This window comes from Amycolatopsis sp. NBC_00348 (genome assembly GCF_036114655.1).
GTDB lineage: Bacteria > Actinomycetota > Actinomycetes > Mycobacteriales > Pseudonocardiaceae > Amycolatopsis.
Genome location: NZ_CP107994.1, coordinates 6,525,853 through 6,537,669, shown reverse-complemented (window position 1 = coordinate 6,537,669; position 11,817 = coordinate 6,525,853). Strand labels below are relative to the sequence as shown.

8 protein-coding genes are annotated in these 11,817 nt (G+C 71.3%); 3 read left to right on the top strand and 5 right to left on the bottom strand.

Annotated elements, in window-relative coordinates; translation table 11 throughout:
- Positions 1-14: 14 nt before the first annotated feature.
- The 3 genes from OHS58_RS28235 to OHS58_RS28225 form a co-directional block, all read right to left on the bottom strand.
- Positions 15-1,517: an alpha/beta hydrolase gene (locus OHS58_RS28235; protein WP_328644578.1), complete on the bottom strand. Its 1,503-nt coding sequence runs from the start codon at positions 1,515-1,517 to the stop codon at positions 15-17.
- 138 nt (positions 1,518-1,655) lie between these two features.
- Positions 1,656-3,035: a DHA2 family efflux MFS transporter permease subunit gene (locus OHS58_RS28230; RefSeq protein WP_328644577.1), complete on the bottom strand. Its 1,380-nt coding sequence runs from the start codon at positions 3,033-3,035 to the stop codon at positions 1,656-1,658.
- 91 nt (positions 3,036-3,126) lie between these two features.
- Positions 3,127-4,119: a LacI family DNA-binding transcriptional regulator gene (locus OHS58_RS28225; protein ID WP_328644576.1), complete on the bottom strand. Its 993-nt coding sequence runs from the start codon at positions 4,117-4,119 to the stop codon at positions 3,127-3,129.
- Between the two features lie 96 nt (positions 4,120-4,215).
- On the opposite strand from OHS58_RS28225, the gene OHS58_RS28220 reads away from it, so the two are divergent.
- Positions 4,216-5,706 (top strand): FGGY-family carbohydrate kinase, encoded by a 1,491-nt coding sequence (locus OHS58_RS28220; RefSeq protein ID WP_328644575.1) that lies wholly within the window; start codon positions 4,216-4,218, stop codon positions 5,704-5,706.
- A 3-nt stretch (positions 5,707-5,709) separates the two neighbouring features.
- Here the strand turns inward: OHS58_RS28220 and OHS58_RS28215 are convergent, their stop codons facing one another.
- Positions 5,710-6,039: a hypothetical protein gene (locus tag OHS58_RS28215; protein WP_328644574.1), complete on the bottom strand. Its 330-nt coding sequence runs from the start codon at positions 6,037-6,039 to the stop codon at positions 5,710-5,712.
- Between the two features lie 515 nt (positions 6,040-6,554).
- Between OHS58_RS28215 and OHS58_RS28210 the strand changes: the two genes are divergently transcribed.
- Positions 6,555-9,689: a TIM-barrel domain-containing protein gene (locus OHS58_RS28210; RefSeq protein WP_328644573.1), complete on the top strand. Its 3,135-nt coding sequence runs from the start codon at positions 6,555-6,557 to the stop codon at positions 9,687-9,689.
- A 993-nt stretch (positions 9,690-10,682) separates the two neighbouring features.
- On the opposite strand, the gene OHS58_RS28205 is transcribed toward OHS58_RS28210, so the two are convergent.
- Entirely contained in the window at positions 10,683-11,150 is a 468-nt protein-coding gene (locus OHS58_RS28205; RefSeq protein WP_328644572.1) for a GNAT family N-acetyltransferase, read from the bottom strand.
- Positions 11,151-11,220: 70 nt separating this feature from the next.
- Between OHS58_RS28205 and OHS58_RS28200 the strand changes: the two genes are divergently transcribed.
- Positions 11,221-11,817, top strand: coding sequence for a TetR/AcrR family transcriptional regulator (locus OHS58_RS28200; protein WP_328644571.1), 597 nt, complete (start codon positions 11,221-11,223; stop codon positions 11,815-11,817).

Here is an 11,817-nt window from a genome sequence, read left to right as displayed (position 1 = left end):
TCGCAACGGAAGCGTCAGAAACCGATCGTCACCGGCGCCTTCGGCCCGGCGATCCGGGCCTGCGACGCGCTCGGCTCCACGGCGGCGCAGTGCGTGCCCCGCGCCGGGAGCTTGCCGGTGATCAGGTAGTCGTCGGTCGCCTTGGTGACGCAGTCGCTGTTCTTGAAGTAGGCGCCGTGGCCCCAGCCGTCGTAGGTGAGCAGCGTGTTGCCGGTCTGCCGGGCCACGGTCTGCGACCACGCGTACGGCGTCGCCGGGTCGAACTTGCTGCTCAGGACCAGCAGCGGCGGCGCGCCGTGCACCTGTAGCGGGTGCTGCGGGTTGCTCGCCTTCTCCGGCCAGCCGATGCAGGCGGTCACGGCGGACCAGCCCAGCGAGTTGACCTTGACGTCCGGTGCGGAGGCCGCGGCCGCACGCCGGTAGGTCTCCAGTTCGGCGTAGCTGTGCACCGGCAGTTTCCAGTCGTCGCAGAAGATGCTCTGGAACACGGTGTTGACCGGGATCTCGTCCCGCGCTCGCGCCGACGCGGCCGGCGGCGTGCCGTCCGCGAAGGACTTCAGCGTCTTCGCCAGCTGGTCCCAGCTCGGGCCGTAGAAGGCGCCCTGGAAGATCGACGCGAGGTTCAGCGGGGTGATCGGCTCACCGCTCTGCGGCGCCTTCAGTTCCCCGCGCGCGGCCTTGTCCTGCAGGTCCCGCGTCAGCTTGGAGACGTCCTGGCCGTGCAACGCGCAGGACGGCGTCCGGCCGCACCAGCCGGCGAACTCGCCGAACTCCGCCTGCACGGACTGCGTTTCGCTGCGCAGGAAGTCCCACGCGCCCAGCTGCGAGTGGTCCATGTTGCTGTCCAGCACGAGCGCGCGGACCTCGCCGGGGAACAGTTCGGCGTACTGCTGGCCCATCAGCGTCCCGTACGAAACGCCGTAGTAGGTCAGCTTCTTCTCGCCGAGTGCGGCGCGGATCGCGTCCATGTCCCGCGCGACGGTCTTGGTGTCGGCGAAACTCGCGAGCGGCCCGGTGAGCCGGGAGCAGCTTTCGCCGACCTTCCGGTTGTACTGCGCGAGCTGCTCGAACTCGGCCTGGTTGCGCGGCACCTCGGGGTGGTCGGCGATGACCTCGTCGAGGCCGCACTTGATCTGGGTGCTGTCGCCGATGCCACGCGGGTCGAAGCCCACGGTGTCGAAGCGCTTGGTGACCTCGGCCGAGAGCGACCAGCCTTCCTTGACCTGGCCCGCGCCCGGCCCGCCGGGACCGCCCGGGTCCATCAGGACGGCGCCGATCCTGGCCTGCGGGTCGGTGGCCTTCCGCCGGGCGAGCGCGACGCTCGTGGTGCCCTTCTCCGGATGGGCGTAGTCGATCGGCACGGTCACCGCGCCGCAGTCGACGCCCGGCGCGTCCGCGCAGGGTTTCCAGTCGACGCTCCCCGTGCTGGCCGCCGACGCCGGCGCGGCGGCCAGCAGGCTTCCCGCTACCGCCGTGACCGCCGCCGCGGTCAGCAGCCGCTTGCGTACCCCCAGCATGACCCGTCCTCCCCGTCACTGACCGTGGTTGATCGGCTCCAGGAAATCACCAAACCGGTGATCGCGCCAGGTTCGCAGGTGGGTCCTACCGTGGCGTCCACTGTGGACGATCGCGCAGCGTGGCCGTCGCGGTGCCGGTCAGCTCTTTCGCCGCTCGGCGCGGCGCAGCCAGGCCGTCGCGACGGTACCGAGCACGCACAGCGCGCCCAGCACGCCGAACGCCCAGCCGAAGCCGGTCGCCGGATCGATCGTGAGGCCGCGGGACAAGATGATCACGCACAACGCGCCACCGACCGCGCCGCCCATGCGCAGCACGATGTTCACCAGCGCCGTCGCGTGCCCGAGTTCGTTCGCGTCGACCGAGGCGTACGCCGCCGTCGACGCCGGCATGATCGACAACCCCAGCCCCGCGCCGCGGACCAGCAGCAACGCCTGGATCAGCCACATCGGCGTGGCCGGGCCGAGCCAGGGCATCGGCACCGTGCTCGCCAGCACCACCAGCGACCCGGTGAACGAGATCGTGCCGCCGCCGTACCGGTCGGTCAGCCGCCCGGCCACCAGCACGAACACCGTGGTGGCCAAGCCCATCGGCGCGAGCAGCACCCCCGCTTCGGCCGGGCCGGCGCCGAGGCGGACCTGGAACCACAGGGGGAGCAGCAGCACCGCGCCGAACATCCCGGCGCCGGCGAGCAGCACGGCGGCCAGCGCCGCACCCATGACCGGCCGGGTGGCCAGCCGCAGCTGCAGCACCGGGTGCGGCGCACGCGTCGACCACCAGGTGAAGACCGCGAGCGCGACCGCACCGACGGCCGCCAGCACGACGTTCAGCGGGCCGGTGGACCCGGGCGCGCCGAGTTCGGTGAGCGCGTAGACGACCAGCGGCAGGCCGAGCGAGACCAGGATCAGGCCGGGCCAGTCCACCGGCGGCGGCTGCCGCCGGTCGCCGCGCGGCACGAACCGCAGTGCCAGCCCGAACGCGACCACGCCGATCGGCAGGTTCAGCCAGAACAGCACCGGCCACGAGAAGTGCGCGAGCAGCAAGCCGCCGACGCTCGGCCCGATCACCGGCGCGAGCCCGACGACCAGGCCGAGCGTGCCCATGGTCCGGCCGAGCCGTTCCGGGCCGACGGCCAGCCCGATCACGGTCTGCCCGGCCGTGACCATGACGCCGGCGGCCATGCCCTGCACCGCGCGGACGCCGATGAGCGTCCCGACGTCCGGCGCGAGCGCGCACGCGGCCGACGTCACCAGGAACGCCGCGAGCGCGCCGAGCCACAGCCGTCCCGCGCCGAGCTTCCGGGCGAGCCACGGCGTCAGCGGCAAGGCCGCGGACAGCCCGAGGAGGTACGCCGTGGCGACCCACTGGACCTCGACCAGGCCGACGCCCAGACTCAGCCGCATCGACTCCAGCCCGACGGCGACGATCGAGCCGTCCATGTTGCCGAGGAAGCCGCCGAGGGCCATCACCCCGGAGGCGATCCAGACGGTCCGCGGGATCGGCGGCAGGAGAGCAGTCATGCCACCGACGGTAAAAGCTCAAGAATGGTTGAAGTCAACCGTGCCGGCGGGAGTGATCCGGAAGCGGCACTTTCACGTGAAAGTGCCGCTTTCAGCGCGTGGAGCTGCCCCGGACGATCAGCTGCGCCGCCATCGTCGTCGTGGTCGTCGCGGGGGAGCCGCCGCCGATGCGGTCCAGCAGCAGCCGCGCCGCGAGCTGGCCCATCGCGTGGGCGGGCTGGGCCACCACCGTCAGGGTCGGCGAAATCAGCGTCGTCCACGGCGCGTCGTCGAACGAGACGATGCCGACGTCGCGGCCCGCGCGCAGGCCCCGCTCCGCCATCATCTGCAGCACGCCGATCGCCATCGTGCTGCTGGACACCAGGAGCGCGTCCGGCGGGTCGGTCTGCGCCAGCAACTGTTTCGCCGCTTCGTATCCGCCGGTTTCGCGGAATTCGCAGCGGCGCACCAGCGGCGTCGAGAGCTTTCGGCCCGCGTCGCGAAGCCCGTCGCGGTAGCCGTCGAGACGGTCGTCCGCGGTGGTGATGCCCGGCGGTCCCGCGACGCACGCGATCCGCTCGTAACCGCGGTCGACGAGGTGCCGCACGGCATCCCGGGCCGCGACGCGGGAATCCACGAGGACCGCGTCGCAGTCGGCCGCTTCCAGGCGCCGGTCGACCGTCACGATCGGCGTGCCGTGCGCGAGCAGCGGCCGGACGTCGCTGTCGCCGGTGGTCGGCGACATGATCACGCCCGCCAGCCGTTCCTGCGCCGCGACCTCGACGTACCGGCGTTCCTTCGCGGTGTTCTCGTCGGAGTTGCACAGCATCACGGAGAACCCGGCGGCCTGCGCGGTGTCCTCGACCCCGCGCGCGATCGCCGTGAAGAACGGGTTCTCGACGTCGGAGATGATGAGCGCGAGCACCGCCGTCTCGCGGCGGCGCAGGCTGCGGGCCAGCCCGTTCGGTGTGTAGCCGAGCTCTTCCACCGCCCGCGCGACCCGCTCGGCCAGCACCGGGTCCACAGTGGACTTGCCGTTGAGCGCCCGGGACACGGTCGCGGTGGACACGCCGGCCAGCGCCGCCACGTCGGAGATCGTCGCCACCCGCGTCCTCGTTCACCTGTGTCGTTGACAGTGTTCCCGGCACACCATAGCTTGGTGGTAATCGATTTCCCGCATCAGCGGTGCGTGGAGGGGCGGATGACGGGGCTGCTGCTCGGCGTGGACATCGGCACGGCCGGCTCGAAGGGCGTGCTGGTGGACGCCGAGGGCGCGGTGCTCGCCCGGTCCGTCCGCGAGCACGGCGTCTCGGCGCCCCACCCCGGCTGGGTGGAGCACGACGCCGAAGCCGTGTGGTGGGCCGACTTCACCGCCATCGTCGCGGACCTGCTGCGTGCCGCGAACGGCCGGCCGCTCGCCGGGCTCGGGGTCAGCGGCATCGGCCCGTGCCTGCTGCCGGCCGACGAGCACGGTGACCCGTTGCGGCCGGCCATCCTCTACGGCGTCGACACCCGGGCGGGCGCCGAGATCGCGGAGCTGAACGAAGAGTTCGGGGCCGGCGAGATCCTGGCGCGCGGCGGTTCGCCGCTGACCAGCCAGGCCGTCGGGCCCAAGGTGCGCTGGCTGGCCCGGCACGAGCCGGACGTCTACGCGCGCACGGAGAAACTCCTGATGGCGAGCTCGTTCCTGGTGCACCGGCTCACCGGCCGCTACGTCCTGGACCACCACTCGGCCAGCCAGTGCACGCCGCTGTACGACCTCGCGGCCGGCGAGTGGGCGAAGGACTGGGCGGAGCGCGTCGCGCCCGGGCTCGAGCTGCCCGAACTGCGGTGGCCGAACGAGATCGCGGGCGAGGTGACGGCGGCCGCGGCGGCGCGGACCGGGCTGCCGCGGGGCCTGCCGGTCACCGCCGGGACGGTCGACGCCTGGGCGGAGGCGGCCAGCGTCGGCGTCCGCGAGCCGGGTGACGTGATGGTCATGTACGGCACCACGATGTTCCTCGTCCAGGTGCTCACCGAACCCCGGCCGCACCCCGGCTTGTGGGGCACGCGCGGCGTCACGCCGGGCAGCTTCACGCTGGCCGCGGGCATGGCGACGTCCGGCGCGGTCACCGACTGGCTGCGCCGGCTCGTCGGCGGCGACTACGCCGGCCTGGTCGCGGAAGCCGCGGAAGTGCCGGCGGGCAGCCGCGGGCTCCTGCTGCTGCCGTACTTCGCCGGGGAGCGGACGCCGCTGTTCGATCCGGACGCCCGCGGCGTGCTCGCCGGGCTGACGACCACGCACGGCCGCGCAGACCTCTACCGCGCGGCGCTCGAAGGCATCGCGTACGGCGTGCGGCACAACCTGGAGGCGATGGCCGCCGCGGGTGGTGCGGCCGGGCGGCTGGTCGCGGTCGGCGGCGGCACCAAGGGCGGGCTGTGGACGCGCATCGTCTCGGACGTCACGGGCCTGCCCCAGCAGATCCCGGCCGAGACGATCGGCGCCTGCTTGGGCGACGCGCTCCTGGCGGCGGAGGCCACCGGCGTCGAGATCGACCCGGCCCACGCCAACCCGATCGCGACGACGGTGACGCCGGACCCGGCGAACGTCACGCGGTACCAGGAGTTCTACGAGCACTACCGCGCGTTGTACGACGCGACGGCGAAGACGGCGCACTTCCTCGCAGCTCAGCAGCGCGAGGCGGCTCGGTAGCCGCTACTCCGGTGGGGGCAGCCGGCGCACCGCCGGGCCGTGCCAACGTTGTCGGTCGACGCGGCCGCGGTAGTCCTCCAGCGCCGCGATCGACTCCGTGACCTGCTCGAAGGACGGCAGCGCCCGCACGTTCGCGATCAGCGTCATGTCTTTGCGCGGGATCTCGACGAAGCACACTTCGACTCCGGAGAGTGACGCTTTGGCGGCCACCTCGGCCTGCCACGTCGGCAGGTCGCCGTCGTCGCCCAGCCATTCGTGCAGGTACACGCACCACTTGCCGCGTAGCAGCTCTTCGGCGATGGCGCCCTGTGCCACCAGATATGGCTCTGTCACTCGGTCGGACACTGCTTGTCCTGTGCGTACCACGGCATGACATCCCTCCTGCACCCGACGGCGACCCGACCGCCGGTAAGCGCTCTCTCCGGTCACCTCCCCGATCCCGTCGAGCAGCACGAGCCCCGATGGCTGATCCCCAGCCTTCGGTGGGCTGCCAACTTACTGCGGAAAGTGTTTCACAGCAAGCACTTCATCACTTGCTGACAACTTGCCTGCGCGAGCGTCGTGCGGATGCACGTGCTGTTGCACGCCGGAAAACGCGCATCGGAACCTGAAGTGTGACAACGGGAAACGGCGCGCGTCATCGTCCTGAATGGACAGAGAGATGCGATCTGCAATTTGCAGATGGAGTGACCTCTAAGACGCCGTTCAAGTACCCGGAGTAACTGTACAGCGGAAGGCCGACGGAAGTCGTGAGTCGGGGCGACGGAACCGGTTCAGTGGGTGACACTGCGCGAAACGTGCGCTATACAGACTCCAACATGCGTATTGATGCGCGAAAGGTGTCAGTAATGAGCAGAGTTGCGCAAACGCTCTGGTGTCTGGCGACGGCCGCCGTCCTCGGGCTCTCGCCCGCCACGGCCTACGCCGACCCGCCCGCGGCGCCCTCCGGGCAGCTCGGCGACCTGACCGGGATCTCCGCCGACGGCGCCACGGTGACGCTGACGTCGGGGAGCGCGGCGGTGCGCGTGAGCTTCCCGGCCGACGGCGCCGTCCGGGTCTGGCTCGCCCCCGACGGGTCCTTCACCGACCCCGCCGGCGGCAAGATCGTCCTCCCGAAGACCACGCCCCCGGCCACGCCGAAGCGCGTCGACAAGGGCGCATACTGGGCCATCTCCACCCCGAAAGCGACATTGCGGGCGTACAAGCACCCGCTGAAGTTCGCCCTCTACGACGGAGCGGACCGCAAGCAGCTCTGGGCGGAGTCCGCGCCGCTGTCCTGGACCGGCTCGACGACCACGCAGAGCCTGACCCGGACCGCGTCGGAGCAGTTCGTCGGCGGCGGCGAGCAGAACGGCCGCTACAGCCACCGCGACCAGACGATCAAGATCTTCGCCGACGACAACTGGAACGACGGCGGCGCGCCCAACTCGCAGCCGTTCTACGCCTCGACCGCGGGCTACGGCGTCCTGCGGAACACCTTCGCGCCGGGCAGCTACTCGTTCACCGACCCGGTCGAGACCACCCACGACGAGCGCCGCTTCGACGCGACCTACGTCGTCGGCGGCAACCTCAAAGACGTCATCAGCGGGTACACCGACCTGGTCGGGAAGCCATTTCTGCCGCCGATCTACGGCCTGGAAACCGGCGATTCGGACTGCTACCTGCACAACGCCAACCGCGGCGAGCGGCACACGCTCGACGCGGTGAAGGTGGCCGACGGCTACGCCGCGCACGACATGCCGAACGGCTGGATGCTGGTCAACGACGGCTACGGCTGCGGCTACGAGAACCTGCCGCAGACCGGCGAGGGCCTGCGGAAAGACACCATGCAGCTCGGGCTGTGGACCGAGAACGGCGTCCCCAACCAGGCCGAAGAGGTCAAGGCCGGGGTGCGGGTGCGCAAGCTGGACGTCGCCTGGGTCGGCCCGGGTTACCAGTTCGCGCTCGACGCCTGCGACACCGCCTACAAGGGCATCGAGGACAACAGTGACGCCCGCGGGTTCGTCTGGCAGCCGGTGAGCTGGGCCGGCGCCCAGCGCTGCGGTGTGCTGTGGAGCGGCGACCAGTCCGGCTCCTACGACTACATCAAGTGGCAGATCCCGACGTACGCGGGCGCGACGACGTCCGGCATCGCGTACAACACCGGCGACATCGACGGCATCTTCGGCGGCAGCCCGCAGACCTACGTCCGCGACCTGCAGTGGAAGGCGTTCCTGCCGGCGGCGATGACGATGGACGGCTGGGCGTCGGCGGACAAGCAGCCGTGGCAGCAGGGTGAGCCGTACACCTCGATCAACCGCAAGTACCTCATGCTCAAGGAACGCCTGCTGCCCTACACCTACAGCTACTCCGCGCAGGCGCACCAGACCGGCGTCGGCCAGGTCCGGCCGCTGGCCCTGGAGTACCCGGACGACCCGAACGTGTGGACCGACAAGGCGAAGTACGAGTTCCTGTCCGGCACCGACTTCCTGGTCGCGCCGGTGTACGAGAAGTCGAACGTCCGCAACGGCATCTACCTGCCCAAGGGCACCTGGGTCGACTACTGGAGCGGCAAGACCTACACCGGCCCGACGACGATCGACGGTTACGACGCGCCGCTCGACACGCTCCCGCTGTTCGTCCGGGCCGGCGCCGTGGTGCCGATGTGGGCCGACGGCACGAAGTCGTGGCAGACGCGCGACAAGGGTGAACTCGACCTGGACGTCTACCCGCAGAGCAAGGGCAGCTTCACCCTCATCGAGGACGACGGCGTCACCCGTGGGTACCAGCGCGGGGAGCAGGCGAAGCAGACGTTCACCGTGGACGCGCCCAAGTCCGGCCCCGGCACGGTGACCGTCGGGATCGGCGCGAGCACCGGCACCTACGCCGGCAAGCCGGCCGCGCGGAACTACCAGCTGTCCGTCCACACGGGAACGAAGCCGGCGCTCGTCCAGGCGGGCACCGGGATCCTGCGGCAGTACGGCAGTAAGGCCGACCTGGACAAGGCGGCTTCGGGCTGGTGGTACGACCCGGCCGGCCACGGCGTCGTGCGCGTGAAGACCGGGCAGATCGGCGCCGGTGCCCGCCAGGACGTCCGGCTCTTCGGGGCCAGTGCGGTCGGCGGGTTCTTCCCCGAGGACGACAACGGCACGACGACGCTGACCACGCCGTCGCTGGCCGCGCCGGGGCAGCCCACGGCGGCGACGGTGAGCTTCACCAACGGCACGCCGCTGCCCGTCCGGGACGTCGCGCTGTCGGTGCGGGGCACCGGGTTCCGCGCCGACGTCCCGGCGTTGCCGAAGCTCGTCCGGCCTGGTCAGACGGTGAAGGTGCCGGTGACGCTGACCCCCGACGCCGGGTTGAAGCCGGCGGACTACCAGGTCACCGCGGCCACGACCTACCGCGCGCGGCTGGACACGCACCAGGCCGTGGACTCGTCGACCGTCACGGTGCCCTACGCCTCCCTGGCGGCGGCCGCCTCCAACGTCGGCGTCACCGACACGGCACACGTGACGGCCGGTGATCTCGACGGCGGGGGTAGCAGCTTCCGGGCCGAAGGCCTCGCCGAGGCCGGGCTCAAGCCGGGAGCCGCGTTCTCGGCTCTCGGGGCGTCGCTGACCTGGCCTGATGCCCTGGGTTCGAAGCCGGACAACGTCGTCGCGGCCGGTCAGACCGTGGCCGTGAAGGGAACCGGGGCGAAGCTGGTGCTGGCCGGCACGGGCACCGGGACCGCCAAGGGCACGGTCGTCGTCCAGTACGCCGACGGCAGCACCAGCCAGGCCGACCTCGGGTTCCCGAACTGGTGCTGCGCCGACCCCGCCCAGTACGGCGCGACGACCGTCGCGACCGTCCTGGGCAAGAACACCGGCACCGGCGCGGCCTACCCGACCACGCCGTACCGGGTGTTCGCGAACTCCGTCCCGCTGACCGCGGGCAAGGAGGTCGTGGCGGTGACGCTGCCGGCGAACTCGGCGTTGCACGTGTTCGCCGCGAGCGTCGCCTGAAGCAGGTTCGGCGAGCCACCGAAGTAGGCGCCGTCCGTGACGAACAGCGTGTCGTCACGGACGGCGACCGCCGTCGGGTTGGCCAGTCCGTCCTCAGTGGACAGGATGGTCTTGACTCCGTCGCGGCCGACGGTAACCACGCGGTTGTCCTGGTTGATGGCCGCGACGACGGTGTCGCCGTGGAAGGCGAAGTCGTCGACCGGGCCGAGACCCGACGTGACGACCCGGCCGGGGCCGCCGTTGAGCAGGAAGCGGACCAGGGTGCCGCGGTCCAGGTTGGACACCCAGAGCGCGCCGTCGTGGACCTTGACGCCGTTGGCGCCGAAGCCGCTCACCGGGGCGAGCAGCTCGCCGGTGGCCCAGGCGGTGACGCGTCCCCGCGAAACCCGCCAGACCGTCGAGCCGAACGAGTCGGCGACAAAGAGGTCGCCGGTCGCCGGGTCGCGCGCGACGCCGTTCTGGAAGCCGGACGGCGGTAGTTTCGCTACCTGCACCGGTGGCACCCCGGCCCTGACCCGGTAGAGGCCGGTGGCCGCGGTGCCGGTGGAGACGGCGACGTACAGGTCACCACCGGGTGCGCGGACGATGCCGCCGAGGAACAGTCTCTTGTGGACGACCGGGACGTCGCCGTCTGCGGGGATCGGGATCCGGGCGATGATGGTGACCCGGCCGTCGCGGGAGACCCGGCCGATCTCGCCGGTGTAGGCGAAGGTCAGGTCCGCGGAGCCGTCGGGCTCCAGGGCGATGTTCTCGGGCTGCTGCCCGGGGGCGAGTGGCACGATCCGCGGTGCCGCGCCGGCCGGGGTGGCCGGCAAGGCGACCATGGCGATCGCGGCCAGCGCGACGCCGATGTGCTTGATGCGCAAGGGAAAACTCCGTCTGAGTCGGGAGCGGCGGCCCGACCCTGGGCCGCCGTGCCTTCGACGGTAGGCCCGTGGTGTCCTCGCGAACCAATAGCTTGCCTTGGCCTGGTCATCGGAAAACCGATGGCGCTCAGAGATCCCGGGCGAAGCAGCGCGAAATCGATACGCCGCGGTACGGCCCGTAGGCCTCGATCGGTTCATAGCCTTCGCGCTGGTAGAAGCGCATCGCGTCCGGCTGCCCGGTGCCGGTTTCCAGCAGCAGCCGCGGAATCCCGAGGTCGCGCGCGTGGTCTTCGAGCGCGCGCAGCAGGGCGGTCGCGACGCCGGTGCCGCGCGCGGCCGGGTCGACGTACATCCGCTTGATCTCGGCGGAGTCGGGTCCGAGCGGCCGGAGTCCACCGCAACCGACGGCGGTGCCGTCGCGTTCGTGCGCGACGAGGAACACCGCCATGGCCTCGGCGGTCGGGAGCGCGCCGGGCTCGTGGTCGTCGGTGCCGTAGCGGGCGTCGAGTTCGACGCGCTGGGCCTCGCGCAGCCGGACGGCGTCGGGATCGTCCCAGCTCACAGGCTTTATTTCGCTTGTGCCGAGATTGGTCATCGGGCACCCCTCCGTTTCGTAACGAGCGTTACCGTAGCACCTGTTACGCTACCGGGGAAGGAGGTTCCGGGTGCCGAGACAGCGTGACGTGGAGGCGCAGCGCGAGCTGCTGTCGAACGCGGTGTGGCAGGTCCTCGCCGAGGCGGGCCTGCCGGGCCTGACGCTGCGCGCGGTCGCCGAGCGCGCCGGCTGCACGACGGGCTTGGTGCTGCACACGTTCCCGACGAAGAAGGCCCTGCTGCTGCACGCACGCGACCTGCTCTACGAACGCACGGCGATCCGCGCGGACGCGGCCGAAGCAGCGGCCATCGACGCCCCGGCCGCACTGCGCGCGGTCCTGGGCTGCGCGATCGACCTGCCGCATGGCCACCGCGAGGAGTCGAGCGTCTGGGTCGGCTTCCTGGCAGCGGCCCTGGCGGACGACGACCTGGCGCAGCGCCACCGAGCGGCGAACCACTCGTTCCTGGCCCGCGTCCGCCGCCTGATCGCCGCCTGCCGTCCGGAATGGACGGACAACCACCTGGAGCTGACGACAAAGAGCTTGGTGGCACTGGTGGAAGGCCTCAACGTCCTCGCGGCAGCCGACCCCCACGCCTACCCGGCGCGGCTGCAAGAGGAGGCCCTGGCCAAGGCGCTCCAAGACGTCGTGAGTGGTAATTCGGGTTAG

What these genes read in the sequence shown, in the direction of transcription:
- OHS58_RS28235 (WP_328644578.1), bottom strand. Translation starts at nt 1,517, where the DNA reads ATGCTGGGGGTACGCAAGCGGCTGCTGACCGCGGCGGCGGTCACGGCG.
- OHS58_RS28230 (WP_328644577.1), bottom strand. Translation starts at nt 3,035, where the DNA reads ATGACTGCTCTCCTGCCGCCGATCCCGCGGACCGTCTGGATCGCCTCC.
- OHS58_RS28205 (WP_328644572.1), bottom strand. Translation starts at nt 11,150, where the DNA reads ATGACCAATCTCGGCACAAGCGAAATAAAGCCTGTGAGCTGGGACGAT.
- OHS58_RS28220 (WP_328644575.1), top strand. Translation starts at nt 4,216, where the DNA reads ATGACGGGGCTGCTGCTCGGCGTGGACATCGGCACGGCCGGCTCGAAG.
- OHS58_RS28210 (WP_328644573.1), top strand. Translation starts at nt 6,555, where the DNA reads ATGAGCAGAGTTGCGCAAACGCTCTGGTGTCTGGCGACGGCCGCCGTC.